The following is a 26052-nucleotide window of genomic DNA, read 5'->3' as shown; positions in this document are numbered from 1 at the left end:
CACACCGGCCAGGGCCAGATCCCCGCGACACTCCGAGATGTACCGGTTTGCCGGCCGCCGCGGCGTAAGCCCGGCCAGGGCCGAGGTCCACGGGGTCACCCCGCGACGGGTCACCGTCGGCGACGGACCCGTCCCGTGCGGGCCGCCTTCGCGCGCTTGGCCGCGAAACGCACGCCGCCCGGGCTCTCCCCGACCTCCACCCGCACCACCGTCGACAGCGGCTCCACCACTCCCTCGCCGACATGCAGGACCGACGTCTCCACCGCGCCCAGCTTGGCCAGAGCGGTGGCAGCGCTCTTCAGCTCTTCTTCCGCCGTGTCCCCCTTGAGCGCCAGCATCTCCCCATAGGGACGCAGCAGCGGGATTCCCCAGGTGGCCAGGCGGTCCAGTGGTGCAACGGCGCGCGCGGTCACGACATGCACCGGAGGGAGCTTGCCCATGACCTCCTCCGCACGACCCCGGATGACGGTCACATGATCGAGGCCCAGCAGTTCGACGACTTCGGTGAGGAAGTTGGTGCGCCTCAACAGCGGCTCCAACAGTGTGATCTTGATGTCGTCCCGGACGAGCGCGAGCGGGATTCCGGGCAGTCCGGCCCCGGAGCCGACATCGCACACGGTCACTCCCTCGGGCACGACCTCCGAGAGCACCGCGCAGTTCAAGAGGTGCCGCTCCCACAGCCGGGGTACCTCTCGCGGGCCGATCAGACCTCTCTGCACACCCGCCTCGGCGAGCAGTTCCGCATAGCGGACCGCATCCTCGAAGCGATCGCCGAACACCTCACGTGCCTGCTCGGGCGCAGGGGGAAGCGCTGCTGCCTCCGTCACGGGGGACCGTCCTTCCGTACCGCATGAGCGCACTGGGCGCAGACCACCAGGACTTGACTACCAGGCTGACAAAGTCCGGCCCCGTCTGCGCTACAGACGGGGCCGGAAAAGCGTTCTGACCGGATCAGGCGGGCAGCACGACGACAAAGCGCTGCGGCTCTTCGCCCTCGGACTCGCTGTTCAGTCCCGCGGCCTTGACCGCGTCGTGCACCACCTTGCGCTCGAACGGCGTCATCGGGTCGAGCTTCACGGGCTCACCGGTGCTCTTCGCCTCGGCCGCCGCCTTGGCGCCGATCTCGGAGAGTTCCGCGCGCTTCTTGGCGCGGAAGCCGCCGATGTCCAGCATCAGCCGGCTCCGTTCGCCGGACTCCCGGTGCACCGCCAGGCGCGTGAGCTCCTGGAGCGCCTCCATCACCTCGCCGTCCCGTCCGACCAGCTTCTGCAGATCGCGGCTGCCGCCGTCACTGATGATCGAAACGGATGCGCGGTCGGCCTCGACGTCCATGTCGATGTCGCCGTCGAGATCGGCGATGTCGAGCAGACCCTCGAGGTAGTCCGCCGCGATCTCGCCTTCCTGCTCCAGGCGGCTCAGGGTGTCTGCGCCCTCGGCAGCGGCGGAGGTGGTGCCTTCCGTCACGGGATGGACTCCTTCTTACTTCGTGGACGCTTACTTCTTGGACGGGGACTTGGGCCGCTGCGGGCCCTTGCGGCCGGACTGGGCCTTGCTGCGCGCGCCGTTGCCGGTCTGAGGCGCCGACTTCTTTGCCTCGCCGGCCGAGGTGCCGCTCTCCCGCTCGGCGTCCTCGGGCTTCGCGTCCTCAAGGTCGTCGGACTTGCTCAGCGACGTGGACAGCGCCGACTCGCCGGCGGCCTTGGCCGTGCCCGACTGGCGCTGGGACTTGCTCTGGCGCTTGGGCTGCTGGCGCTTGGGGGCCGTCTCGGTGATCGTCGTACCGTCCTCGGCGGTGACCGCGGCCGCCGCCTCGCTCTTCAGCACGACGCCGTCGGGCTGGGCCGCGAGACCCGCCTTGCTCAGGCTGTTGATGAACTTGCGCTCGAACTCGTTGCGGTCACGGCCCTTGGCGACGATGGCCTTGACGATGGCCTTCTCGCTCCGCTTGCGGATCTTGCCGTGGTGCGTGACGTGCTTGGTCAGACGCTCCAGGTAGGCGGCCTGAGCCTTGGAACCCGGGGTCGGGTTGTTGTGGATCACGTACATCTGCTGGCCCATGGTCCACACGTTGGTGGTCAGCCAGTAGATGAGGACACCGACCGGGAACCTGATGCCGAGGAAGGCGAACATGAGCGGGAAGACGTACATCAGCATCTTCTGCTGCTGCATGAACGGCGTCTTCACCGTGGTGTCGACGTTCTTCGTCATCAGCTGGCGCTGCGTGTAGAACTGCGACGCGGACATCAGGACGATCATGATCGCCGTGACGACCCGGACGTCGGTCAGCGTGGCGCCGAGGTTCTGGACCGTGTCAGCGCTGTCGAGGAACTTCGCGGCCAGCGGGGCGCCGAAGACATGGGCCTTCTGGGCACTGGCGAGCAGCGGCTCGTTGATGACACCGATGGTCTTGTTCGACGCGATGCCGTTGAGCACGTGGTACAGGGCGAAGAAGAACGGGGACTGCGCCAGGATGGGAAGGCACGAGGAGAGCGGGTTGGTGCCCGCGTCCTTGTACAGCTTCATCATCTCTTCGGACTGGCGCTGCTTGTCGTTCTTGTAGCGCTCCTGGATCTTCTTCATCTCGGGCTGGAGCGTCTGCATGGCCCGGGTCGCCTTGATCTGCTTCACGAAGAGCGGGATCAGGCAGATACGGATCAGGATCACCAGGGACACGATGGACAGGCCCCAGGCCCAGCCCGTGTTGGGACCGAAAATCGCCCCGTACACCGTGTGGAACTGGACGATGACCCAGGAGACGGGTGTGGTGATGAAGCTGAAGAGGCTGGCAATCGTGTCCACTAATCATGCTCCTTGGGCATGGGACGGGGTCTCTGCGGCCGGGCTCGAGGAGGGGTTCTCCCCGATGGCCGGTTCGGCGGCGGAGGGCCCGCCCTTGCGTGCACGCCAGGCGTCACGCAGCATTTCGTGCCACCGCGGGCGCTTGCGGGGTGGGACATGGTCCACACCACCGAGCGACCACGGATTGCACCGCAGGATGCGCCAGGCGGTGAGTGCCGTTCCCTTGATCGCACCGTGCCGGTCTATGGCCGTGTATCCATAGTGGGAGCACGACGGGTAGTACTTGCAGACCGGTCCGAGCAGTGGACTGATCGTCCACTGGTAGATCTTGATCAGAGCCAGCAGCGGGTACTTCATCGCGCGCCCCCTCCTCCCAGTAGCCGTTGTAGGGCGGCATCCAGGTCTCGGGCCAGCTGTGCTTGGTCGGCGTCACCCGCACCGGGCAGCGCTCGTACGACTACCAGGCTACCGGGGGACAACAGGGCCACTCGATCACGCATCAGATGGCGAAGCCTTCGCTTCACCTTGTTGCGTACGACCGCTCCGCCCACGGCTTTGCTCACGACGAAACCCGCACGCGTCGAGGGAGCGCTCTCCCCAGGCGCGTGCGGGTCCGTGGCACCGCTACGAAGATGGACGACGAGAAGCGGGCGTCCAGCCCGACGTCCTCGGCGTACCGCGGTCGCGAAGTCCTCGCGCCGCCTCAGCCGATGCTCGGTAGGCAGCACGTCATGACCTGTAGGCGATCAGGCGGACAGGCGGGCGCGACCCTTGCTGCGGCGGGACGCCAGAATGGCGCGGCCGGCACGGGTGCGCATCCGCAGCCGGAAGCCGTGGGTCTTCGCGCGACGACGGTTGTTCGGCTGGAAGGTGCGCTTGCTCACTCGGGGGCTCCAGTAATGATTCGATGGTTCGCGGGGTGTCGCCTGGCTGTCACCGTGCGCCCACGAGTAGCTCGCAACGCCCGAGTGCACCGCTTCCCGATCACCGAAATGTGCCCTGGTCCGAGCACTGCTTTGCGATCTGTGCCCATCGGAGGCAGGCGGCAGCAGCCATCGACAACTCGACCTGGTTACGGTACGCGGGGCTGCGCCATCCGGTCAAACCAACGAACCGGGGGAGACACTTGTCCACAGGCTGGGGACAACAACTTGAACCCTACCCGCCGCCCTGACTACCGTGGCTGAACTCCGATTCGTTCCGTTGTCCCGGCCGATCCGATGGACATCCCGACTTCCCGCGACCACACGTTCGTGGGACCTGTGAGAGAGCGTGCCCTGTGGCTGACGTACCCGCCGATCTTGCCGCAGTGTGGCCGCGAGTACTCGAGCAGCTTCTCGGCGAGGGGCGGGGTGCGGGTGTCGAAGCCAAGGACGAGCACTGGATCAAGCGCTGCCAGCCGCTCGCCCTGGTGGCGGACACGGCGCTCCTCGCGGTGCCGAACGAGTTCGCCAAGGGCGTCCTGGAGGGCCGGCTCGCGCCGGTCGTCAGCGACACCCTGAGCCGGGAGTGCGGCCGTCCCATCCGCATCGCGATCACCGTCGACGAATCGGCGGGGGAGCCCGCGGCCCCGGCGGCCCAGCCCCGCTACGAGGAGCCGGAGCCCCCCGCCCACCAGAGCCGTGACACGCACCAGAGCCGCGACCCGTACAACGGCCAGGGCGGCTACGAGGGATACGGCCGCCACCGTCCCGAGGACCACCGCGGCGGGCACTCCGAGCAGCTCCCCGGCGGACCGGGCGACCAGATGCCCACCGCGCGGCCGGCCTACCCCGGTGAGTACCAGCGGCCCGAGCCCGGTGCCTGGCCGCGCCCGGGGCAGGACGACTACGGCTGGCAGCAGCAGCGTCTGGGCTTCCCCGAACGCGACCCCTACGCCTCGCCCGCCCCCGACTACCGCACGCAGTCGCTGGACCGGCCTCCCTACGAGCAGCAGCGCCCGGACTACGACAAGCAGCGTTCCGAGTACGAGGGCGGCGGGCGTAGCGACTACGAGGCGGGGCGCTCCGACTACGACGGGACACGGTCGGACTACGACACGGGTCGCTCCGACTACGACAAGCCGCGTCCCGACCGGCGCGAGCCGCAGGACTCCTCGCCCGGCAACGGCCATGTGCACCGGGGCGGTCCGGTGGGACAGGGACCCGTCAGCGGTGCCCCGGGCCCGCTGGCCGCGCAGCCGGCACCGGCCACCAGGCCGGGCGAGCCCACGGCTCGCCTGAACCCGAAGTACCTCTTCGACACGTTCGTCATCGGCGCCTCGAACCGCTTCGCGCACGCGGCCGCGGTCGCCGTCGCCGAGGCCCCCGCGAAGGCGTACAACCCCCTGTTCATCTACGGGGAGTCGGGGCTCGGCAAGACGCACCTGCTGCACGCGATCGGGCACTACGCGCGCAGCCTCTACCCGGGCACGCGCGTGCGCTACGTGAGCTCCGAGGAGTTCACCAACGAGTTCATCAACTCCATCCGCGACGGCAAGGCGGACGCGTTCCGCAAGCGCTACCGCGACATGGACATCCTGCTGGTCGACGACATCCAGTTCCTGGCGCAGAAGGAGTCGACGCAGGAGGAGTTCTTCCACACCTTCAACACGCTGCACAACGCGAACAAGCAGATCGTGCTCTCCTCGGACCGGCCGCCCAAGCAGTTGGTCACCCTGGAGGACCGGCTGCGCAACCGCTTCGAGTGGGGCCTGATCACCGACGTCCAGCCGCCCGAGCTGGAGACGAGGATCGCGATCCTGCGCAAGAAGGCGGTGCAGGAGCAGCTCAACGCCCCGCCGGAGGTACTGGAGTTCATCGCCTCCCGGATCTCGCGCAACATCCGCGAACTGGAGGGCGCGCTGATCCGGGTGACGGCGTTCGCCTCGCTCAACCGGCAGCCGGTGGACCTCGGTCTGACGGAGATCGTCCTCAAGGACCTGATCCCCGGCGGCGAGGACTCGGCTCCCGAGATCACGGCGAGCGCCATCATGGCGGCCACCGCCACCTACTTCGGGCTGACCGTGGAGGACCTGTGCGGCACCTCGCGCGGCCGCGCCCTGGTGACCGCCCGCCAGATCGCGATGTACCTGTGCCGTGAGCTGACGGACCTGTCGCTGCCGAAGATCGGCGCGCAGTTCGGCGGGCGCGACCACACGACGGTGATGCACGCCGACCGGAAGATCCGCGCGCTGATGGCCGAGCGGCGCTCCATCTACAACCAGGTGACCGAGCTGACGAACCGCATCAAGAACGGCTGACGCCGCACAGCGCACGACGCCTGAGGGCGCCCCGGGAACTCTCCCGAGGGCGCCCTCGGCCGTTCCCGGCTCTCGGCTCTCGGCTCCCGGCTCCCGGCTCCCGGCTCCCGACTCCCGACTCCCGGAGACGTTCTCCCGTCCCAGGCCTCCTCGCGGGGGCCCGTCGGGGGTCCCAGGCTCAGGAGGGCGAGACCCCCGACGGCACCTCGCCCGACATCCGGTGTTCGAATACCTGCCGGGTTACGGCCACTCTCCACAGATGTGCCGACTTTCTTCCGTCCACATCCTGGGGACCGCCGAGTTGTCCAGATCCTGTCCACAGGTCGCGTCGTGGATGAACTGTCCGCCCAGCTCAGCGGGTTGTGGATTCGTGGATGAACGGTCTCCACAGCCTGTGGACAAAGAAGAGATCCACAGGCTGTGCACGAAGTTGTCCACCGACAACCCACAGGCTGAGCCCGGTTGTCCCCAGTGTCCCGGACCTTCTCCACATGTCTGTCCACTGTTCGGCAACGAGACGCGGCCTCTCACCGGCCCGAGTGAAAGCCGTCACACCAAGATGCGGGATTGCCCTGTGGGAAAGGTGGGTAAAGCTGGGGACGGCCCTGGGGAGAAGTCGCCCGAAGCTGTGCACGGGGTGTGCAGAACTTTCTGTTCTCCACAGATTCCCTGAGTTGTCCACGGGCTCCACCCACAGGACCGGTGGACAAAATATGGGCCCTGACCTGCGGAAACAAGGTTATCCACGGTATCCACAGGCCCTACTACTACTCCCAACTAGAGTTAGCTGGGATCTCGTTTCGAAGTGGGCCCTGTGCACAACTTGCTCTCCGGCTCCCGACTGCCGCTCGTCATGACTTGACCCCGAGAGGCACCTACTGTCAGTGCCGTGCGTCAGACTGGTCCCCGGTGTCCTGCCCCTCACCGGGGACCACGACACCGAGTCAGACGACGAAGGCCAGGCAGGGCGAGAACGCCGGCAACAGCAGGAGGCGGCTTACGGTGAAGATCCGGGTGGAACGCGACGTACTCGCGGAGGCAGTGGCCTGGGCGGCGCGCAGCCTTCCGGCCCGGCCGCCGGCGCCTGTCCTCGCCGGTCTGCTGCTGAAGGCCGAGGAAGGGCAGCTGAGCCTGTCCGGCTTCGACTACGAGGTCTCAGCGCGTGTCTCGGTGGACGCCGAGGTCGACGAGGAGGGCACGGTCCTCGTCTCCGGCCGGCTGCTCGCCGACATCTGCCGCGCCCTCCCCAACCGCCCGGTGGAGATCTCCACAGACGGTGTACGGGCGACGGTGGTCTGCGGCTCCTCCCGGTTCACACTCCACACCCTCCCTGTGGAGGAGTACCCGGCCCTCCCCCAGATGCCGAACGCGACGGGCACGGTCCCCGGCGAGGTCTTCTCCTCCGCCGTCCAGCAGGTCGCCATCGCCGCGGGCCGGGACGACACGCTGCCCGTGCTCACCGGTGTGCGGATCGAGATCGAGGGCGACACGGTCACCCTGGCCTCCACCGACCGCTACCGCTTCGCCGTCCGCGAGTTCCTGTGGAAGCCGGAGAACCCGGACGCCTCCGCCGTCGCCCTGGTGCCCGCCAAGACCCTGCTGGACACCGCCAAGGCACTCACCAGCGGCGACAGCGTCATCCTGGCGCTGTCCGGCTCCGGCTCGGGCGAGGGCCTGATCGGCTTCGAGGGCGCCGGACGACGGACGACGACGCGTCTGCTGGAGGGCGACCTCCCGAAGTACCGCACGCTGTTCCCGACGGAGTTCAACTCGGTCGCCACCATCGAGACCGCCCCCTTCGTGGAGGCCGTCAAGCGCGTGGCCCTGGTCGCCGAGCGCAACACCCCGGTGCGCCTGAGCTTCGAGCAGGGTGTGCTGATCCTGGAGGCCGGCTCCAGCGACGACGCACAGGCTGTGGAAAGGGTCGACGCGAACCTGGAGGGCGACGACATCTCGATCGCCTTCAACCCGACCTTCCTGCTGGACGGTCTGAGCGCGATCGACTCCCCGGTCGCCCAGCTGTCCTTCACGACGTCCACGAAGCCCGCCCTGCTCAGCGGCAAGCCGGCCATGGACGCCGAGGCGGACGAGGCGTACAAGTACCTGATCATGCCGGTGCGGCTGAGCGGCTGAGCGGCTTCGGACCACGGGCCCTGGCGGCGAGCCGGGGCCCACGTCTGAGCGGGTATGCCCACAGATGTGCGTGAGCGTCCGGGTCTAGGCTCGGACACGGGTACGAAAGTGCCCTCATGTCGCGTCGCACCCTAAGGAAGCACCTGATGGAGCTCGGTCTCGTCGGCCTCGGCAAGATGGGCGGCAACATGCGCGAGCGGATACGCCGCGCGGGCCACACCGTCGTCGGATACGACCGCAACCCGGACCTCGCCGATGTCCACAGCCTCGAAGAGCTTGTGGGCAAGCTCGCGGCACCGCGGGTGGTGTGGGTGATGGTCCCGGCCGGCGCCCCGACCCAGTCCACGATCGACACGCTCGCCGAGCTCCTGGAGCCCGGCGACGTCGTGGTGGACGGCGGAAACTCGCGCTGGACCGACGACGAGAAGCACGCCGCGGAGCTGGCCGCCAAGGGCATCGGCTTCGTGGACTGCGGTGTCTCGGGCGGTGTCTGGGGCCTGAGCAACGGCTACGCGCTGATGTACGGCGGCGACGCCGGGGACGTCGCCAAGGTGCAGCCGGTCTTCGACGCCCTCAAGCCCGAGGGCGACTTCGGCGCCGTGCACGCGGGCAAGGTCGGCGCGGGCCACTTCGCGAAAATGGTCCACAACGGCATCGAGTACGCCATGATGCAGGCCTACGCCGAGGGCTGGGAGCTGCTGGAGAAGGTCGACTCCGTGGAGAACGTCCGCGAGGTCTTCCGCTCCTGGCAGGAGGGCACGGTCATCCGTTCCTGGCTGCTCGACCTCGCGGTCAACGCCCTCGACGAGGACCAGCACCTCGACAGGCTGCGCGGCGTCGCGGCCGACTCCGGCGAGGGCCGCTGGACCGTGGAGGCGGCCATCGACAACGCCGTGCCGCTGCCCGCCATCACCGCGTCGCTCTTCGCCCGCTTCAGCTCACGGCAGGACGACTCGCCGCAGATGAAGATGATCGCCGCGCTGCGCAACCAGTTCGGCGGCCACGCGGTGGAGAAGAAGTGATCCGCGCGGACGCCGTCCACAGCCAGAAGAAGTAGTCCACAGGACCGCCGCCCGCGGTCCACAGCCTGAGGGAGGCCGGCGAACGACCATGCACGTCACGCATCTTTCGCTGGCCGACTTCCGCTCGTACGCCCGGGCCGAGGTCCCGCTCGACCCGGGCGTCACCGCGTTCGTCGGCCCCAACGGACAGGGCAAGACGAACCTGGTCGAGGCCGTCGGCTACCTGGCCACGCTCGGCAGCCACCGGGTCTCCTCCGACGCCCCCCTGGTCCGCATGGGCGCCGAGCGCGCGGTCGTCCGCGCACAGGTCCGACAGGGCGACCGGCAGCAGCTGATCGAGCTGGAGCTGAACCCCGGAAAGGCCAACCGCGCCCGCATCAACCGATCCTCGCAGGTCAGGCCGAGGGACGTGCTCGGCATCGTGCGGACCGTGCTGTTCGCGCCGGAAGACCTCACCCTGGTCAAGGGCGACCCCGGCGAACGGCGCCGCTTCCTGGACGAGCTGATCACCGCGCGCGCCCCCCGCATGGCGTCGGTCCGCTCCGACTACGACCGGGTCCTCAAGCAGCGCAACACCCTGCTCAAGTCGGCCGCGCTGGCCCGCCGGCACGGCGGGCGCACCATGGACCTGTCGACGCTCGACATCTGGGACCAGCATCTCGCCCGCGCCGGCGCCGAGTTGCTCGCCCAGCGGCTCGACCTGATCGCCGCCCTCCAGCCGCTCGCCGACAAGGCCTACGAGCAGCTGGCACCCGGCGGCGGCCCCGTCACCCTGGAGTACAGGTCGTCCGCCCCCGGCGAGGGCCACACCCGCGAGGCCCTCCACGAGCAGCTGATGGAGGCGCTCGCCGCGTCCCGCAAGCAGGAGATCGAGCGCGGCGTCACCCTCGTGGGACCCCACCGGGACGATCTGCTGCTGAGCCTCGGCAGGCTGCCCGCCAAGGGATACGCGTCCCACGGCGAGTCCTGGTCGTACGCGCTGGCGCTGCGCCTGGCGTCGTACGACCTGCTGCGCGCGGAGGGCAACGAGCCGGTGCTCGTCCTGGACGACGTCTTCGCCGAGCTGGACACCCGCCGCCGCGAACGCCTGGCCGAACTGGTGGCGCCGGGCGAGCAGGTCCTGGTGACCGCCGCGGTCGAGGACGACGTGCCGCATGTCCTGACGGGGACGCGGTACGCCGTGTCCGACGGCGCCGTGGAGCGCGCGTGAGCACCGACCGGCCCGCACCCGGGTCCGAACGGGCCAAGACCCCCGAGCCGTCGGGCGTGGACCTCGCGCGCGTGGCCCTCAGGGCCGCGAAGGAGCAGGCACGCGCGCGCGGGGACGCGGCACAGCAGAAGAAGCAGGCGCGGCGGGGCGGTCTGCGCTCCGGCGCCCGTGCCGACGGCCGTGACCCCATGGCGCTCGGCGCGGCCATCAACCGGCTGATCACCGAGCGCGGCTGGGAGACCCCCGCCGCCGTGGGCGGGGTGATGGGCCGCTGGCCCCAGATCGTCGGCGACAGCCTCGCGGGGCACTGCGTGCCCGAGCGGTACGACGAGGACGAGCGCGTCCTGACCGTGCGATGCGACTCCACGGCCTGGGCCACACAGCTGCGGCTGCTGGCGCCGCAGCTGGTCGCGCGGCTCAACGAGGACCTCGGCCACGGCACCGTCCGGCTGATCAAGGTCCAGGGCCCCGGCGGCCCGCCCCAGCGCTACGGCCCCTTGCGCGCCCCCGGCAGCACGGGACCCGGTGACACCTACGGGTGACGTCCGTCACGTCACGAGGCCTCGGAGCACGGCTCCGATGGCCTGTTCGGCGTACCCGCGTGCGGTTGTGAACGCGGGCCCGACTCCCCAGTAGCCAAGGGTTGACAGTCGAAAGCGCTGAATGCCTCTTAGAGCCTCTTGGAGCCCCGTTCCATATATGGGGAGTCGGGTGAGACCGGTTGAGGGCGGCACATGCGGACTCAGGCGCCCGCAAACCCCCATCACTGTCGGCGCTACCGGTAGACTGGGAGACAATCCCGCCCCAGGACTGGGGACCGTCCGGGAAAAGCTGAGCAACGCTGATTTCAAGGCTTACCAACGCAACATGCCGCAGCCGCTCCGGCGACCTCCCATAGCGGGGGTACCCCCAGAGCCTGGCTCGTGCTGTGCCAGAAAGGGCGCTTCGTGGCCGATTCCGGCAACCCCAACGAGAACATCCCGTCCACCGACGCCGGCCTCAGCGGCGTGGACACCGCAGCGAGTGGCGAGGTCGGCGCGGCGTCGTACGACGCGAGCGCCATCACTGTCCTTGAGGGTCTGGACGCGGTACGCAAGCGACCCGGCATGTACATCGGCTCGACCGGTGAGCGCGGTCTGCACCACCTGGTGTACGAGGTCGTCGACAACTCCGTCGACGAGGCGCTGGCCGGGCACGCGGACACCATCGACGTGACGATCCTGGCCGACGGCGGGGTTCGCGTCGTGGACAACGGCCGCGGCATCCCGGTGGGCATCGTGCCCTCCGAGGGGAAGCCGGCCCTCGAGGTCGTGCTGACCGTGCTGCACGCGGGCGGCAAGTTCGGCGGCGGCGGCTACGCGGTCTCCGGCGGTCTGCACGGTGTCGGCGTCTCCGTGGTGAACGCCCTGTCCAGCAAGGTGTCGGTCGAGGTCAGGACCGACGGTCACCGCTGGACGCAGGACTACAAGTTGGGTGTCCCCACGGCCCCGCTGGCTCAGCACGAGGCGACGGACGAGACGGGCACGACGGTCACGTTCTGGGCCGACGCGGACATCTTCGAGACCACCGAGTACTCCTTCGAGACGCTCTCGCGGCGCTTCCAGGAGATGGCGTTCCTCAACAAGGGCCTGACGATCCGGCTCACCGACGAGCGCGACTCGGCGAAGGCCACGGCCAAGGCGGACGAGGCGGGCGCGGACGAGACCCCCGAGGTCAAGACCGTCACGTACCACTACGAGGGCGGCATCGTCGACTTCGTGAAGTACCTCAACTCCCGCAAGGGAGAGGCGGTGCACCCCTCCGTGATCGGCCTGGAGGCCGAGGACCGGGACAAGAGCCTGTCCCTCGAAGTCGCGATGCAGTGGAACAGCGGCTACAGCGAGGGCGTGTACTCCTTCGCCAACATCATCCACACCCACGAGGGCGGCACGCACGAGGAGGGCTTCCGCGCGGCGCTGACCTCGCTCATCAACAAGTACGCGCGCGACAAGAAGCTGCTGCGCGAGAAGGACGACAACCTCACCGGTGACGACATCCGCGAGGGCCTGACCGCGATCATCTCGGTCAAGCTGAGCGAGCCGCAGTTCGAGGGCCAGACCAAGACCAAGCTCGGCAACACCGAGGCGAAGACCTTCGTCCAGAGGGCGGTCTACGAGCACCTCAACGACTGGCTCGACCGCAACCCGAACGAGGCCACGGACATCATCCGCAAGGGCATCCAGGCGGCCACCGCGCGCGTGGCGGCCCGCAAGGCCCGCGACCTCACCCGCCGCAAGGGCCTGCTGGAGACGGCGTCGCTGCCGGGCAAGCTGTCCGACTGCCAGTCGAACGACCCCACCAAGTGCGAGATCTTCATCGTCGAGGGTGACTCCGCCGGCGGCTCGGCCAAGTCCGGCCGCAACCCGCAGTACCAGGCGATCCTCCCGATCCGCGGCAAGATCCTCAACGTCGAGAAGGCGCGGATCGACAAGATCCTGCAGAACCAGGAGATCCAGGCGCTGATCTCCGCCTTCGGCACCGGTGTGCACGAGGACTTCGACATCTCCAAGCTCCGCTATCACAAGATCATCCTGATGGCGGACGCCGACGTCGACGGCCAGCACATCAACACCCTGCTGCTGACGTTCCTGTTCCGCTTCATGCGGCCGCTGGTCGAGGCCGGGCACGTGTTCCTCTCCCGCCCGCCGCTGTACAAGATCAAGTGGGGTCGGGACGACTTCGAGTACGCGTACTCCGACCGCGAGCGCGACGCCCTGATCGACCTCGGCCGCCGGAGCGGCAAGCGGATCAAGGACGACTCCGTGCAGCGCTTCAAGGGCCTGGGCGAGATGAACGCCGAGGAACTGCGCGTCACCACCATGGACATCGACCACCGTGTCCTCGGCCAGGTGACCCTCGACGACGCGGCCCAGGCCGACGACCTCTTCTCGGTCCTGATGGGCGAGGACGTCGAGGCACGCCGCGCGTTCATCCAGCGCAACGCCAAGGACGTCCGCTTCCTCGACATCTGAGTCGGTCTCAGCTGACCGCACCAGGAAGGATCTTCACCAGCAATGGCCGACGAGAACACTCCCGTGACGCCTGTGACGCCCGAAGAAGGCGATGACACCACCCTGCGGATCGAGCCCGTCGGGCTCGAGACGGAGATGCAGCGCTCGTATCTCGACTACGCGATGTCCGTCATCGTCTCGCGTGCGCTGCCCGACGTGCGGGACGGCCTCAAGCCCGTGCACCGCCGTGTCCTGTACGCGATGTACGACGGCGGCTACCGCCCCGAGAAGGGCTTCTACAAGTGCGCCCGCGTCGTCGGCGACGTCATGGGCAACTACCACCCGCACGGCGACTCCTCCATCTACGACGCGCTGGTCCGCCTCGCGCAGCCGTGGTCCATGCGGATGCCGCTGGTCGACTCCAACGGCAACTTCGGCTCCCCGGGCAACGACCCCGCCGCCGCCATGCGCTACACCGAGTGCAAGATGGCGCCGCTGTCCATGGAGATGGTCCGCGACATCGACGAGGACACCGTCGACTTCACGGACAACTACGACGGCCGCTCCCAGGAGCCGACGGTCCTCCCGTCCCGCTTCCCGAACCTGCTGATCAACGGCTCGGCCGGCATCGCGGTCGGCATGGCGACCAACATCCCGCCGCACAACCTGCGCGAGGTCGCGTCGGGCGCCCAGTGGTACCTGGAGAACCCGGAGGCCTCCCACGAGGAGCTGCTCGACGCCCTCATCGAGCGCATCAAGGGCCCCGACTTCCCGACCGGCGCCCTGGTCGTCGGCCGCAAGGGCATCGAGGAGGCGTACCGCACGGGCCGCGGCTCGATCACCATGCGCGCGGTGGTCGAGGTCGAGGAGATCCAGAACCGCCAGTGCCTGGTCGTCACGGAGCTGCCGTACCAGGTCAACCCGGACAACCTGGCGCAGAAGATCGCCGACCTGGTGAAGGACGGCAAGATCGGCGGCATCGCCGACGTCCGCGACGAGACCTCCTCCCGCACGGGACAGCGCCTGGTCATCGTGCTCAAGCGGGACGCGGTCGCCAAGGTCGTCCTGAACAACCTGTACAAGCACACCGACCTGCAGACGAACTTCGGCGCCAACATGCTGGCGCTGGTCGACGGCGTCCCGCGCACCCTGTCCCTGGACGCGTTCATCCGCCACTGGGTGACGCACCAGATCGAGGTCGTCGTCCGCCGTACGCGCTTCAGGCTGCGCAAGGCCGAGGAGCGGGCGCACATCCTGCGCGGCCTGCTGAAGGCCCTGGACGCCATCGACGAGGTCATCGCGCTCATCCGGCGCAGCGACACCGTCGAGATCGCGCGCGAGGGCCTGATCAGCCTTCTGGAGATCGACGAGATCCAGGCGAACGCCATCCTGGAGATGCAGCTGCGCCGCCTCGCGGCCCTGGAGCGGCAGAAGATCGTCCAGGAGCACGACGAGCTGCAGGCGCGGATCCGCGAGTACAACGCGATCCTCGCCTCGCCGGAGCGGCAGCGCGGCATCATCAGCGAGGAGCTCGCCGCGATCGTCGAGAAGTTCGGCGACGACCGCCGCAGCCAGCTCGTCCCCTTCGACGGCGACATGTCCATCGAGGACCTCATCGCCGAGGAGGACATCGTCGTCACGGTCTCCCGGGGCGGCTATGTCAAGCGCACGAAGACCGACGACTACCGGGCCCAGAAGCGCGGCGGCAAGGGGGTGCGCGGCACGAAGCTGAAGGAGGACGACATCGTCGACCACTTCTTCGTGTCGACCACGCACCACTGGCTGCTGTTCTTCACCAACAAGGGCCGCGTCTACCGGGCGAAGGCGTACGAGCTGCCCGACGCCGGCCGGGACGCCCGCGGCCAGCACGTCGCCAACCTGCTCGCCTTCCAGCCGGACGAGGCCATCGCCGAGATCCTCGCCATCCGCGACTACGAGGCGGCGCCGTACCTGGTGCTCGCCACCAAGGGCGGACTGGTCAAGAAGACGCCCCTGAAGGACTACGACTCGCCGCGCTCCGGTGGCGTCATCGCGATCAACCTCCGCGAGATGGAGGACGGGTCGGACGACGAGCTGATCGGCGCCGAGCTGGTCTCGCCCGACGACGATCTCCTGCTGATCAGCAGGAAGGCGCAGTCCATCCGCTTCACGGCGACCGACGACTCGCTGCGCCCGATGGGCCGTGCCACCTCGGGTGTCAAGGGCATGAGTTTCCGCGAGGGCGACGAACTTCTCTCGATGAATGTTGTACGGCCGGGCACGTTCGTGTTCACTGCCACCGACGGCGGGTACGCGAAGCGGACCGTCGTCGACGAGTACCGCGTCCAGGGACGCGGCGGTCTCGGCATCAAGGCGGCCAAGATCGTCGAGGACCGCGGCTCGCTCGTCGGCGCGCTGGTGGTCGAGGAGACGGATGAGATCCTCGCCATCACGCTGTCCGGCGGTGTGATCCGCACGCGGGTCAACGAGGTCAGGGAGACGGGCCGTGACACCATGGGCGTCCAACTGATCAACCTGGGCAAGCGCGATGCCGTGGTCGGTATCGCCCGTAACGCCGAGGCGGGGCGCGAGGCGGAGGAGGTCGACGGCGATGAGCCCGTGGACGAGACCGCCGAGGGCACCACGGCCACCGGCACGGACGAGGGTGAGGCGCCCTCGGCCGAGTAGCACGAGGAGTGAGTCAGCGTGAGCGGAGCCACGGGCGCCGGACCGGCCGGCACGGAATCGGACGGCATCGGCCGTGGCTCCGCCACCGGCTCGGAGCACTCCCCTGAGGCGCAGGGATCCCCGGGAGGGACCGTGACGGACACCCGTGGCCCGAAGAACGGGCAGCAGGCGGCAGGCTCCCGTCCCGCGGCCACCGGGGACGAGCCGGCCGCCTCCCCGCTGCCGGGCGAGCGCCAGGCCCCGCCGCGGCCCGCGGACCCCTACCACCCGCCGCAGGCGTACCCGGCGCAGCCCCCGGCGGGCGCGGTACGCCGCCCGCGGACCGGCGCGAGCACCGCCCCCCGGGTCCGCAAGGCCCGGCTGCGGGTGGCGAAGGCGGACCCGTGGTCCGTGATGAAGGTCAGCTTCCTGCTGTCCATCGCGCTCGGTGTCTGCACGATCGTGGCGTCGGCGGTGCTGTGGATGGTCATGAACGCGATGGGCGTCTTCTCCACGGTCGGCGGCACGATCTCGGAGGCCACGGGGTCGAACGAGTCCAACGGCTTCGACCTCCAGTCCTTCCTGTCCCTGCCGCACGTCCTGATGTTCACGACCGTCATCGCGGTCATCGACGTGGTCCTGGCGACCGCCCTGGCCACGCTCGGGGCGTTCATCTACAACATCTCCGCGGGCTTCGTGGGCGGCGTCGAGCTGACCCTGGCCGAGGACGAGTAGCGCCCGCCGGTGGGGCTCCCGGTATCGATTTTGGGACTCCCCACCTCGTGCGCTAATCTTCAGGGGTCAGCGCGCGGGACACACACCGCAGAGCGCGGCGGGGCTATAGCTCAGTTGGTTAGAGCGCATCCCTGATAAGGATGAGGCCACAGGTTCAAATCCTGTTAGCCCCACCAGTGGAAAACCCCCGGTCCATCACGGCCGGGGGTTTTTGACATCCGCGATCGACACCAGTGGCAGCCTGTACGGTGAGCGCCGCAGGCCTCGGTCAAGGGGTTGAGGGGGGCGCCATGTCTGCGTGGGTCGCTCTGGGGGCCGGCTGCTTCGGTGTGGTCGTGGGTCTGTTGACCCTGATCGGTCGGGCAGGCCCTCCGCACGCGCGGTCGCGGTGGTCCGGGTGGGGCCGGACGGCGATGGGGGGCGGCTTCGTCATGGACGGCGGAGCCAGGGTTCTCGGCGTCCCCTCCGGAGTGGGGTTGGTCGTCTCCGCCATGGCCCTGGGGCTCGTCGTGCTCGGTGCGGTGCTTCAGATCCGGGCGGGAGCGTACGCCAGGGCTCGTCATGTCGGCGGCGGGGACTGAGCAGTTCGCCCAGTGGCGTCAGGTGTCGGCGTCGGTCAGCCAGGTGCGCCAGACGTGGCGGGTGTTCGGGGTTTCGGGGTGGTCCAGGAGCCACAGGACGTAGCTCGCGTGACGGCGCGCCTCGGGGGCGTCCGAGCGCTGGGCCCGGTGGAGCCTGGCGCGGAGGTCGGCGCCGTCCACCGCTCGGGCCACGCGGACGTACTCCCGGTCCTTGCACCGGTAGGGCCGCCGGACCGCCAGCTCGACCAGGTCGATCAGCCTGGCTCTCAGCCGGTGGTCGTGGTCGGTGGCGGCCAGGGCGCGGATCAGGGACTCCTTCGTGCCCCAGGCCTTGGCGTGCCGCGTCCACTCCTCGGGAAAGCGCGCCTCCCACTCCAGGAAGAGCAGGGCGAGGGGCAGCCGCGGCCAGGTGCCGATCCCCCCGCGGTCGTAGCCGTCCCCGCTCCACAGCGCCCCTGGCAGGCAGCGCCCGGAGGCCCTGTGGCAGGCCCGCATCCGGGCCGTGAACCGCAGCCTGCGGAACGGGCCTGACCGCAGCCGGTCGATCGAGGCCCACCGCTCCTCGCGGGCCCTGTCCTGGCGGGCGTGGGCGGCGGCGCGTTCGGCGGGGTCGGGTGAGACGAGGCCCTGGGCCCAGGCCAGGACCTCCGTCCACTCGTGGTCGCCGCCCGGTCCCGCCGCTCTTGTCATGGGAGGGATCATCCCGTGCGCGGCGCGCGGTCACCAGGGAATTGGCTCCGTTCAGCGGCCCATCGCCGTGCGGGCCGCCCTCCAGGTCGACGCCGCCAGGGGAGCCGGAGCAGCCGTCGCGGTCAGGTGGCGGACGGGGCCCGTCGCACCGATCAGCGCGTGACGGGGTGGGGCCGCCGGCAACTCCTGGGACTCCGGGCCGCCGTGGGCGACGCCGAGGGCCCGGCACCTGGAGGGCAGGTGCCGGGCCGTTCGGCTGGGAGCGGTGTACGCGGAATCGCCCCTGGTGGATCCGGGTGTGCCCCGGGTGGGGCACGGTGGTGCTGAGAAGAAGAGGGGTCCTGCGGGTCCTGCTGGTTCTGCTCGGAGAGTCAGTGGAGTCAGTGGGCGAGCCGTGCGCCCGGTTCGAGGTGCGGGGCCGTCGGGTCGGCGCGGGGCCTGAGGGCGGAGCGGGCGAGGGGGGTCGAGGGGGCCGCGGGTGCCGGGATGCCCGGTGCGGGCTGGTGCGAGCGGGCCGCCGGGGAGGAGCCGTGCGCCTCGGCGCTGATGCGTTGTCGCATCGTGGGGGGCAGTGCCCGATCGTGGGCCCAGGTCCTTCGTGACTGCGTCGGGAGGGTCACCGTCGTGCGAGGGGGGCCGTCGCGCTCCGGAGGGGGCGGCCCGCCGGCCAGCTCCGGCTCCGGGGCCGGCTCGGGCTTCGGCTCGGGTCGGCCGCTGTTGCGCTCCGGATCCGGCTGGGTTACCTGCGTGCCGGCGGTCGTGGTGATGAGTCCGAGCGCGGTGCACAGGGCCAGGAAGGCGGTGACGACCGCGTTCCAGAGCGTCGAGACCTTGTTCAGGGCCATATCCCCTCACATTCGGGTCGGGCGATTTGCGTACTTTCCTCATGATGTGTAAGGAGGCGCGGAAGTGGTGGACCGACGCCCGTGGCGCCGCGATCTTCGGATGAACACCACTCGTATGGACGCAAGAGGTCCGGAAAGTTGCGAAACCGGGGCGCGAGCGGCAGATGTCACTTTCCGTGAGGGGTGATCGCCTCATGGTGACGATGTCGGTCACCCTTCGTACTGCGTTGTCACAGAGCCGAGTTGAGGTCCGACGCAGGTCACCGATCGATATCGATCGGTGTGTATAGTCGGGCGCCAGAGGTCCCCTACGTCAACGAAAGACGAGGTCGCGCGGTGAAGAAGCTTCTCCTGGTCGCACTGGCCGCCATCGGCGGGCTCCTCGTGTACCGCCAGATCCAGGCGGATCGCGCCGAGCAGGATCTGTGGACGGAGGCGACCGACTCCGTGCCCGCGGGTTCGTGAGAGTCCCGTAGAAACAGATTCGGAGCAAGCCCCGGCCGCCGACGCGGTCGGGGTTTTGTGTTGCACGGGGGTGCGCGAGGCCGGTGCGGGGCTCACGCGGGCATCGTTTCGGCCGCTTGTACGGAAATCGCGGGTACGGGCGGGGTGCGCGAGGCAGGATGGCCGTCCGGTCCGGGCTGCGGGTGACGGCGAGGGGGCGCGTGATGGGCAGGCGCACGGGGGCGCGCTGGCGGGCGCCCGGATCCGCCCGCACACCGGGGCGCACGGCTCTGGTCCTGTGCGTGACCGCGGCGCTCACGGCACTGACCGCGCTCACGGCGGCCGCCGGAGGAGTCCCGGCGCGTCCGGCACCGGCCGCGCCGCCGCCGTACGCCTTCGACCGCGACGCGCGCACGGTCCAGGGCTCCCCGGGCACCACCGGCGCGGCGCGCCTGGACGCCGGGCACTCCTATCGCAGCTCGCTGCCCGCCGAGGGCAGGCGCTACTACCGCCTGGAGCTCGACTCCGCCGTGAACGCCTACGCCTCCGTGACGGCCGTGCCCGGCGCGGGCGCGCGGGTCACCTCCTCCGACGGGATCAAGGTGTCCGTCCAGGACGCCGACGGCATCACCTGCTCCACCGGGGTCGCCTACGTCGGCCCCACCCAGAGCCCCCATCCCCTCGTCGCCTCCGCCGCCCGCCAGACCGGCCCGGGCACCTACGGCTGCGCGGACGCGGGGACGTACTACGTCGTGGTGGAACGGCGTGCCACGGCCGCTTCCCCGTCCGCCTCCGGCGACTGGGACCTGGAGCTCGGCTATGTGTCCGAACCGGCCCCACGGCAGGCCGGGGCGACGAGCCCGCCGGGGGCCTGGGACTCCGCGAGCCCCGCGCCCGTACAGGGAGAGGCCCGTGAGCGGCCGGGCGGCGCCGGCTTCGCCGCGGCGAGCGCCCTGGGGCAGGGGGTGTGGCGGGACGCGATCGAACCCGGGCAGACCCTCTTCTACAAGGTCCCCGTCGACTGGGGCCAGCGGATCTCCGCCACCGCCGAGCTCGGCAGCTCCACCGGCGCCGGCGGCGCCGGCTATGTGGGCACGGCCCTGGCCGTGTCCCTGTACAACCCGGTGCGCGCCCACGTCGAGGACGCCGGAGCCGGATACGGCGGCGCCCAGGCCTCCGCCGTGCTCGGGCCGCTGCCCCCCGTCGCCTACGCCAACCGCCACTCCGTCAGCGACCGCGTCGGCGCGATGCGGTTCGGGGGCTGGTACTACCTCGCGGTGCACCTCGGCACGCCCGTCGCGGACAGGTTCGGCGACGGCCCCTTCGGGCTGACGCTGCGGGTGCGGGTGAGCGGGACGCCGGCCTCCCCGCCGTCGTACGCCGGACGCCCGGTGCCCGGCGGCGTCTTCGAGGTCACCGCCGCCGACCGGGAGGCGGCCGCGCCGCGGCCGGGGGAGAGGATCGGCGCCGGCGAGGGGACGTCCGCGGTGCCGAGCACGGACACGCGGCGGCGCGGCGACGGGGCGACCGCGGCCGGCCGGGGGGAGGCGGCCGGGGGGAGCGGCCGTGCCATGGAACTGGTCGCCGCGGGCGGTCTCGGCACCGGCGCGGTCCTGGTCCTGTGGCTCGGGCTGTGGACGGCGCTCGCGCGTCGGCGGGCGCGCGGCGGATGGGCCGCACGGCCCTCGCGCGGACGCGCCGGCTGAGCCCTCCGCCTCAGCCGCGTCCGCTGTGGGCCAGCGCCCAGAATCCCACCGCGAAGCACACCAGGGCGAGCAGCAGGACCGGTACGGCGACCCTCGCCGGGGGACCCGGACGCACGGCGGGCCGCCGTGCGTGCCGCACGGCCGGGCGCGGCCGGGTGGGCGTGTGGGGGGACACGGCGGCGTACGCGTGGGCGGAGCGCGGCTCGACGGGGGCCGGAGCCGGGACCGGGGCCGCCGGCTGACCGGCCGTCGGCAGGTACGCGTGCCCCGGGTGCGGCGCCTGCACGGGAGACGCGGGGGCCGGAGGCGTGGGGGAGCCGGGCACGGCCCGAGGCGTTCGCGGCGCGGCGTGGACCGCCTCACGTGCCGGCGGTGGCAGGGGGAAGCCCCCGCTGTCCGACGGGTCGGGTGCTCGCCGGGGCGGCGGTGTCGGATCGGACGGGGGCCTGGGCGGTACGACGAAGGGCACGGGGGTGGGCGGGGGCGAGGCGGGCGGGACCGCCGTGCCGTGGGACGGCGACCGGCCGGTGCCGGACGTCAGGGGCGCGCGCGTGGGCGGCGGCGGCACCGGACCGGTCGCGGGGCGCGGCGGTCCACCGCCCGCCCATGTCCAGGAGCCGCCCGGGTACGGCGCTCCCGGCGTCCCGACTCCTCCCGGCGTCCCGACTCCTCCCGGTGTCCCGGCTCCTCCCGGCGCCGGGGACGGTGTGCCGTCCGGGGGCCGGACCTCGTGTGCCCCGGCGGCCGGCGAGCCTTTCGGGGCCGTCCACGGCGCCTGGCCCGGGGCCCGGTGCGGGGCAGGGCCCGCGACGGCCGGCGGAACGCGCAGCGGCCCCTCGGGTCCGAACCCCTCCGGGAGCGGTCCGAGCTGGTCGAACACCTCCAGCTGCTCGCCGTCGCCGTCCGGCTCGGGCACCAGCTCCCGCGCCGTCGCGAGGGCCTTGCGCGCGCCCGTGGCGCTGCGGAACCGGGCGGTGGGATCCGGTTGCAGCAGGGCCGCCACGACCTCCCACAGCGGATCGGGCACGCCCTGCGGCGCCCCCGGTGTGCCGCCCGCCTCGAAGCGCTCGATCAGGGCCCTGGTGTCCGGCTTCGCGCCCTGGAGCAGATACAGCGCGACCAGCCCGACGGCGAACAGGTCGGCGGCGAAGTCGGGCTCGGCGCCCGACAGTTGCTCGGGAGCCAGATAGCCGGGCGTGCCCACCACGTAGTCGGCCTCCGTCAGCCGCGGCTCGCCCAGGCGCATGGCGATGCCGAAGTCCGACAGCCGCAGGCGCGGCCGGGCGGTGCCGGTGGCGTCGAGGAGCACGTTGGCGGGCTTGACGTCACGGTGCACCACGCCCTCCGCGTGCACGGCGGCGAGCCCGGACAGCAGCTGGTCCAGCAGGGTGCACACGACGGCCGGCGGCAGCGGGCCGTAGTCCTGGACGAGATGGACCAGCGAGCCCCCGGCGACGATGTCCATGGTGAACAGGACCTTGTCGTCGTCAGCCGCCCAGCTCGCGGGCGCGAGCACATGAGGGTGGTCGATCCGCAGAGCCTGCTCGCGCACGAACCTCAACAGCGTGTGGGCGTCGCTCTGCTGGAGGACCTTGGCCGCCACGTACCGCCGTCTGCGGTGGTCCCAGGCGCGCCACACCTCACCGACTCCCCCGCGCCCGATGGGATCGACCAGTTCGTACCGTCCGGCGAAGACCTCACCCATGGTCGTACGTCGCTCCCCCTTGCGTACGGCGGTCAGGACTCCCGCGCATCCCCCGGCGCGAGAGTCCCCGGTGGCAGGTGTCGCCTCAGTTCTGGTGGGACTGGTAGTGGGCGACCGCGTCGGAGGTCCGGCCGGCGCCGTACACCCGAAGGAACTCTGCCAGTTCCGGGTGGCTCGGGGCGAGGGTGTCCGCCGCCTCGATGATGTCCCCCGCCGCGGCCACCGACCGCAGCAGCGACTGGATCTCGCGGACCACCCGCTTGACCGTGGGCACGCCCGAACTGCTCGTCGTCTGCGTGGTGTTGCTGAGCACGGAGCCCCCTTGCGACTTCCTGATCTCGTCCATCCGCTCCGTCGCCTCGGCGGCGCTCACGCTGCCGTCCGCGACCTGTCCGGCGAGGTCCTGCAGCAGCTGCACCCGCTGCACCACAGCGGGATTGCCGATCTTGGCCCGTTGACCGCTCATCAGCTGTGACAGCATCGGTGCGGACAGGCCCAGCACACCGGCGAGCCGGGCCTGGTTGAGCCCGAGGTCCTCGATGAGCCTACGGAAGAGGGCCCCGAGCGGCTCTCCGTACCAGTTCCGCTGCAGCTCCCGCGCTCTCGCGGTGGCTTCTTGCTGTGCGGCGTCCATTGCGTCTCCCCAGCGCTTCCCCAAATACCGTGGTTCGCTCCAGCGAACCACGACGAGCATCTTACGGAGAGTGGTCGCCCACCGGGACCCCCCAATCTTTTGCGAGATACGGGGGGTGACCCGGTACTCTTGTGCGCAGCGCCCGTCGGCACCTGATCCGGTCGGCCGGACGCATCCCTCTCGGGGCCTTAGCTCAGTTGGTAGAGCGCTGTCTTTGCATGGCAGATGTCAGGGGTTCGACTCCCCTAGGCTCCACTCGAACATAAGCCCTCTGAACTGCGGAAACGCTGGTTCGGAGGGCTTTTTTCGTGCCCTCGCCGCAGCCGCCGCGTGCCGCTCGCGGGCCGTCTCGCGCCCGGCGCGCCCCGCTCCCGCCGCTCCCGCGGTCCAGGGGTGGGGCGACTCCGGTTCGGGGTGCTCCTGCCCTCTCCGAGGGTTTACCCGATCATTCCATTTCCAGGGCTCTCCCCATCCGGCCAGGGATGGAAAAGCGCCACCTCGATGCCTTTTCGGCCAGCTCCGCGTGCGGGTGCCGTCGGGGTCGCGCCGACGGTCGGGCCGGGCCTGCCGGGAACGCCGCGACGCATCAAGGGATTTGCAGTCGTTGCATTCGTTTGCACTGCGTCCCGGGCGTGGCCGCGGTTCGTGGCGCGCTGTGCCGGTGTCCGGCTCCGGCGGCGGGGCGTGTAAGGGGATAACGCCGATTTTAGGCCGAGTTGGGTGAGGTGTGGCATACAAGACGGGTAAATGGATCATTGCGCTCCGTAAGTGAAGTCTCCACGGAACTTGCACAGATAGTGCGTTGCAAACGTCATCGCAGGGGATGGTGCGAACGCCCCGCATGGCGCGTTCCACGTGAAACATCACCGCGGGGCGGGAGACATGCTCCCGCCCCGCGGGGCGTCGCTCTCGGGCGGCCGAGGACTCAGGGGATCAGGGGCGGTTGTCGTCGTCCGTGGAGCCTTCCTCGGACTGCTTCGCCTCCACCTCGGGGTCCAGGACGCTCGGTCCGGTGCCGTCGACCGACGCCAGCCGGCCTTCCGGCGGGACCTCGGTCGCGGCGGGGGGCTCGACCAGCCAGTCCGGGTTCGCCTGCTTGTCCCACCACTTCCAGGCGGCGAAGGCCCCGCCGGCCACGACGCCCACCAGCGCCAGGCCCTTGGCGAAGCGGCCCGCCCGGGCCCTGCGCTGCCGCTTGCGCACCAGCTTCTGGATCTGCCGGGGTGAGACCTGGCCGCGCAGTGCGGCCAGCGCCGCCGCGGAGCGGGCCGCCGCCTCCTCGCGCGCCGGACCGGCCGCGGCGACCGCCTGCTCGATCCGGGGGCGGGAGTAGTCGGCCGCCTGACGGGCGGCCTTGCGGGTGTAGGCGGCCGCGCCCTGGGCCGCTTGGTCCACCTTGGGCGGTACATGGGTCCGGGCCTGCTCCAGACGCGGAGCGAGGTGGGCGTCGTACTGGACGCGGGCCTGTTCGGCGGCCTGGGACATCTTGGGCGCGAGGCGGACGCGCGCCTCGTCGGCGGCCTGCGACACCCTGGGTGCGAGGCGGACGCGCGCCTCATGTGCGTAGTGCGCTGCCTTGTCCATGGCCGTGTCGGCGTAGGGCGCCACCACTTCCGCGGCATGCAGCACGCTGTCCTTCGCCGAACCGGTCGCGGCGCGCACGCTGTCGATGCGGGTCACGGGTTCCTCCTCCTCGGTGGCGTACGGTAATTCGACTTTCCCGCCTTTTACGGATCATGCCTCCAGCCGGGTCCCCGGGCATGCGACGACGGGCATCCGGGTCACGTCCCGGTCGGGGCTCGCGGTGGGCGGTGTCCGCGGGGTGGAGGCGGTGGACGACGGGGGGTGAAGAAGGTGTCGAGGAAAGCGGTTGAATACGGGCAACAGGGGCTTGTCGACGACAATGCCACGGATCGCCTCGGCATGCTTCCACGACGGGACGACGCGGCCGGATTTCTGTGCGCCACGAGCACACCCGGGCGGCCGCGACGCCGTACGGGGCGCCGCACCGGGGCTCCGGCGCGTGGGGTGTCCACCGTGCGAGGATCGGGGGGTCACAAAGGACAACGGAAGGCAGAACGTGGCCGAGCAGCTCTACGCCACCCTGAAGACCAACCACGGCGACATCCAGATCCGTCTGCTGCCGAACCACGCGCCGAAGACGGTCGCCAACTTCGTCGAGCTCGCCAAGGGTGAGCGCGAGTGGGTCAACCCGGCCACCGGCGAGAGGTCCACGGACAAGCTCTATGACGGCACGGTCTTCCACCGGGTGATCAGCGGCTTCATGATCCAGGGCGGTGACCCGCTGGGCAACGGCACCGGCGGCCCGGGCTACCAGTTCGAGGACGAGTTCCACCCGGACCTCTCCTTCACCAAGCCGTACCTGCTGGCCATGGCGAACGCCGGCCCGGGCACCAACGGCTCGCAGTTCTTCATCACGGTCGCTCCGACGGCCTGGCTGACCCGCAAGCACACGATCTTCGGCGAGGTCGCCGACGCGGCCAGCCAGAAGGTCGTCGACGAGATCGTCGCCACCCCGACCACGCGCACGGACCGCCCGGTCGACGACGTCGTGATCGAGTCGGTCGTCGTCGAGACCCGCCAGGGCTGAGACCGCGAGGAGACCGTGCCCCGCGAGGACCGTGCCCCGCGGGGCACACCGCACGAGGGA

The 26052-nt window shown here is 70.5% G+C and carries 23 protein-coding genes and 2 tRNA genes; 14 read left to right on the top strand and 11 right to left on the bottom strand.

The features are described from left to right. Positions 1–110: 110 nt before the first annotated feature. The 6 genes from rsmG to rpmH all read right to left on the bottom strand — a co-directional run bounded on the left by rsmG (position 111) and on the right by rpmH (position 3683). On the bottom strand, positions 111–827 hold the full coding sequence (rsmG, locus tag AB0C59_RS26630) for a 16S rRNA (guanine(527)-N(7))-methyltransferase RsmG (RefSeq protein WP_363008842.1): 717 nt from the start codon (positions 825–827) through the stop codon (positions 111–113). Between the two features lie 124 nt (positions 828–951). Then, on the bottom strand, positions 952–1464 hold the full coding sequence (locus AB0C59_RS26625) for a R3H domain-containing nucleic acid-binding protein (protein ID WP_363008840.1): 513 nt from the start codon (positions 1462–1464) through the stop codon (positions 952–954). Positions 1465–1494: 30 nt separating this feature from the next. Beyond that, entirely contained in the window at positions 1495–2799 is a 1305-nt protein-coding gene (gene yidC / locus AB0C59_RS26620) for a membrane protein insertase YidC (RefSeq protein WP_363008838.1), read from the bottom strand. A gap of 3 nt (positions 2800–2802) precedes the next feature. Then, on the bottom strand, positions 2803–3156 hold the full coding sequence (gene yidD, locus AB0C59_RS26615; protein ID WP_363008836.1) for a membrane protein insertion efficiency factor YidD: 354 nt from the start codon (positions 3154–3156) through the stop codon (positions 2803–2805). Next, positions 3153–3527, bottom strand: coding sequence for a ribonuclease P protein component (gene rnpA, locus AB0C59_RS26610; protein ID WP_363008834.1), 375 nt, complete (start codon positions 3525–3527; stop codon positions 3153–3155). Before rnpA ends, yidD begins: the two co-directional genes overlap by 4 nt. Positions 3528–3545: 18 nt before the next feature. After that, positions 3546–3683 carry a 50S ribosomal protein L34 gene (gene rpmH / locus AB0C59_RS26605; RefSeq protein WP_003956500.1) on the bottom strand — a complete coding sequence of 46 codons (138 nt, stop codon included), beginning with the start codon at positions 3681–3683 and terminating at the stop codon, positions 3546–3548. Positions 3684–4078: 395 nt separating this feature from the next. Between rpmH and dnaA the strand changes: the two genes are divergently transcribed. The 10 genes from dnaA to AB0C59_RS26555 all read left to right on the top strand — a co-directional run bounded on the left by dnaA (position 4079) and on the right by AB0C59_RS26555 (position 17357). Then, positions 4079–6040, top strand: coding sequence for a chromosomal replication initiator protein DnaA (dnaA, locus tag AB0C59_RS26600; RefSeq protein ID WP_363008831.1), 1962 nt, complete (start codon positions 4079–4081; stop codon positions 6038–6040). A gap of 1002 nt (positions 6041–7042) precedes the next feature. Continuing rightward, positions 7043–8173: a DNA polymerase III subunit beta gene (dnaN, locus tag AB0C59_RS26595; RefSeq protein ID WP_363008829.1), complete on the top strand. Its 1131-nt coding sequence runs from the start codon at positions 7043–7045 to the stop codon at positions 8171–8173. Between the two features lie 146 nt (positions 8174–8319). Further along, positions 8320–9195 (top strand): phosphogluconate dehydrogenase (NAD(+)-dependent, decarboxylating), encoded by an 876-nt coding sequence (gnd, locus tag AB0C59_RS26590; RefSeq protein WP_363008827.1) that lies wholly within the window; start codon positions 8320–8322, stop codon positions 9193–9195. A gap of 88 nt (positions 9196–9283) precedes the next feature. Then, on the top strand, positions 9284–10405 hold the full coding sequence (gene recF / locus AB0C59_RS26585) for a DNA replication/repair protein RecF (RefSeq protein ID WP_363008825.1): 1122 nt from the start codon (positions 9284–9286) through the stop codon (positions 10403–10405). Further along, the gene (locus AB0C59_RS26580) at positions 10402–10947 is read left to right on the top strand and encodes a DciA family protein (RefSeq protein ID WP_363008823.1); all 546 of its coding nucleotides are present in this window, start codon (positions 10402–10404) and stop codon (positions 10945–10947) included. Before recF ends, AB0C59_RS26580 begins: the two co-directional genes overlap by 4 nt. A 381-nt stretch (positions 10948–11328) precedes the next feature. After that, positions 11329–13416: a DNA topoisomerase (ATP-hydrolyzing) subunit B gene (gene gyrB / locus AB0C59_RS26575; RefSeq protein WP_363008821.1), complete on the top strand. Its 2088-nt coding sequence runs from the start codon at positions 11329–11331 to the stop codon at positions 13414–13416. Between the two features lie 42 nt (positions 13417–13458). Further along, on the top strand, positions 13459–16062 hold the full coding sequence (gene gyrA, locus AB0C59_RS26570; protein WP_363008819.1) for a DNA gyrase subunit A: 2604 nt from the start codon (positions 13459–13461) through the stop codon (positions 16060–16062). An 18-nt stretch (positions 16063–16080) separates the two neighbouring features. Then, positions 16081–16776 (top strand): DUF3566 domain-containing protein, encoded by a 696-nt coding sequence (locus tag AB0C59_RS26565; protein ID WP_363008817.1) that lies wholly within the window; start codon positions 16081–16083, stop codon positions 16774–16776. Between the two features lie 99 nt (positions 16777–16875). Further along, positions 16876–16952 (top strand) — tRNA-Ile (locus AB0C59_RS26560). Between the two features lie 114 nt (positions 16953–17066). Next, positions 17067–17357 (top strand): hypothetical protein, encoded by a 291-nt coding sequence (locus tag AB0C59_RS26555; protein ID WP_363008815.1) that lies wholly within the window; start codon positions 17067–17069, stop codon positions 17355–17357. A gap of 18 nt (positions 17358–17375) precedes the next feature. Here the strand turns inward: AB0C59_RS26555 and AB0C59_RS26550 are convergent, their stop codons facing one another. Together AB0C59_RS26550 and AB0C59_RS26545 are read right to left on the bottom strand one after the other, a co-directional pair. Continuing rightward, complete coding sequence (locus AB0C59_RS26550) at positions 17376–18047, bottom strand: hypothetical protein (RefSeq protein WP_363008813.1); 672 nt, start codon at positions 18045–18047, stop codon at positions 17376–17378. Positions 18048–18427: 380 nt separating this feature from the next. After that, complete coding sequence (locus tag AB0C59_RS26545; protein WP_363008811.1) at positions 18428–18892, bottom strand: DUF6344 domain-containing protein; 465 nt, start codon at positions 18890–18892, stop codon at positions 18428–18430. Positions 18893–19228: 336 nt separating this feature from the next. Here AB0C59_RS26545 and AB0C59_RS26540 point away from each other — a divergent pair, with 336 nt between their 5' ends. Both AB0C59_RS26540 and AB0C59_RS26535 read left to right on the top strand, forming a co-directional pair. Further along, on the top strand, positions 19229–19357 hold the full coding sequence (locus AB0C59_RS26540; protein WP_010467770.1) for a DLW-39 family protein: 129 nt from the start codon (positions 19229–19231) through the stop codon (positions 19355–19357). 203 nt (positions 19358–19560) lie between these two features. Continuing rightward, positions 19561–21042, top strand: a complete 1482-nt coding sequence (locus AB0C59_RS26535) for a hypothetical protein (RefSeq protein ID WP_363008808.1) — start codon at positions 19561–19563, stop codon at positions 21040–21042. Between the two features lie 10 nt (positions 21043–21052). Here the strand turns inward: AB0C59_RS26535 and AB0C59_RS26530 are convergent, their stop codons facing one another. Both AB0C59_RS26530 and AB0C59_RS26525 read right to left on the bottom strand, forming a co-directional pair. After that, positions 21053–22747, bottom strand: coding sequence for a protein kinase (locus AB0C59_RS26530; protein WP_363008806.1), 1695 nt, complete (start codon positions 22745–22747; stop codon positions 21053–21055). Between the two features lie 85 nt (positions 22748–22832). Beyond that, positions 22833–23381, bottom strand: coding sequence for a DNA-binding protein (locus AB0C59_RS26525; RefSeq protein ID WP_363008804.1), 549 nt, complete (start codon positions 23379–23381; stop codon positions 22833–22835). Positions 23382–23563: 182 nt separating this feature from the next. Here AB0C59_RS26525 and AB0C59_RS26520 point away from each other — a divergent pair. Then, positions 23564–23636 (top strand) — tRNA-Ala (locus AB0C59_RS26520). A 678-nt stretch (positions 23637–24314) separates the two neighbouring features. Here AB0C59_RS26520 and AB0C59_RS26515 read toward each other — a convergent pair. Next, complete coding sequence (locus tag AB0C59_RS26515; RefSeq protein WP_363008802.1) at positions 24315–25061, bottom strand: DUF5324 family protein; 747 nt, start codon at positions 25059–25061, stop codon at positions 24315–24317. 400 nt (positions 25062–25461) lie between these two features. Here AB0C59_RS26515 and AB0C59_RS26510 point away from each other — a divergent pair, with 400 nt between their 5' ends. After that, positions 25462–25992: a peptidylprolyl isomerase gene (locus AB0C59_RS26510; RefSeq protein ID WP_363008800.1), complete on the top strand. Its 531-nt coding sequence runs from the start codon at positions 25462–25464 to the stop codon at positions 25990–25992. Positions 25993–26052: the final 60 nt, after the last annotated feature.

The sequence above is a fragment of the Streptomyces sp. NPDC048664 genome, from assembly GCF_040650555.1.
GTDB lineage: Bacteria > Actinomycetota > Actinomycetes > Streptomycetales > Streptomycetaceae > Streptomyces.
The sequence above is the reverse complement of the archived record's forward strand: the minus strand, read 5'-3'. Positions and strand labels throughout refer to the sequence as shown.

Bases quoted from the DNA above. Each gene is read 5' to 3' on its own strand.
- AB0C59_RS26530 (WP_363008806.1), bottom strand. From the start codon at position 22,747: ATGGGTGAGGTCTTCGCCGGACGGTACGAACTGGTCGATCCCATCGGG.
- recF (WP_363008825.1), top strand. From the start codon at position 9,284: ATGCACGTCACGCATCTTTCGCTGGCCGACTTCCGCTCGTACGCCCGG.
- gyrA (WP_363008819.1), top strand. From the start codon at position 13,459: ATGGCCGACGAGAACACTCCCGTGACGCCTGTGACGCCCGAAGAAGGC.
- gnd (WP_363008827.1), top strand. From the start codon at position 8,320: ATGGAGCTCGGTCTCGTCGGCCTCGGCAAGATGGGCGGCAACATGCGC.
- AB0C59_RS26555 (WP_363008815.1), top strand. From the start codon at position 17,067: ATGTCTGCGTGGGTCGCTCTGGGGGCCGGCTGCTTCGGTGTGGTCGTG.
- AB0C59_RS26550 (WP_363008813.1), bottom strand. From the start codon at position 18,047: ATGACAAGAGCGGCGGGACCGGGCGGCGACCACGAGTGGACGGAGGTC.
- AB0C59_RS26535 (WP_363008808.1), top strand. From the start codon at position 19,561: ATGGGCAGGCGCACGGGGGCGCGCTGGCGGGCGCCCGGATCCGCCCGC.
- AB0C59_RS26525 (WP_363008804.1), bottom strand. From the start codon at position 23,381: ATGGACGCCGCACAGCAAGAAGCCACCGCGAGAGCGCGGGAGCTGCAG.
- AB0C59_RS26545 (WP_363008811.1), bottom strand. From the start codon at position 18,892: ATGGCCCTGAACAAGGTCTCGACGCTCTGGAACGCGGTCGTCACCGCC.
- yidD (WP_363008836.1), bottom strand. From the start codon at position 3,156: ATGAAGTACCCGCTGCTGGCTCTGATCAAGATCTACCAGTGGACGATC.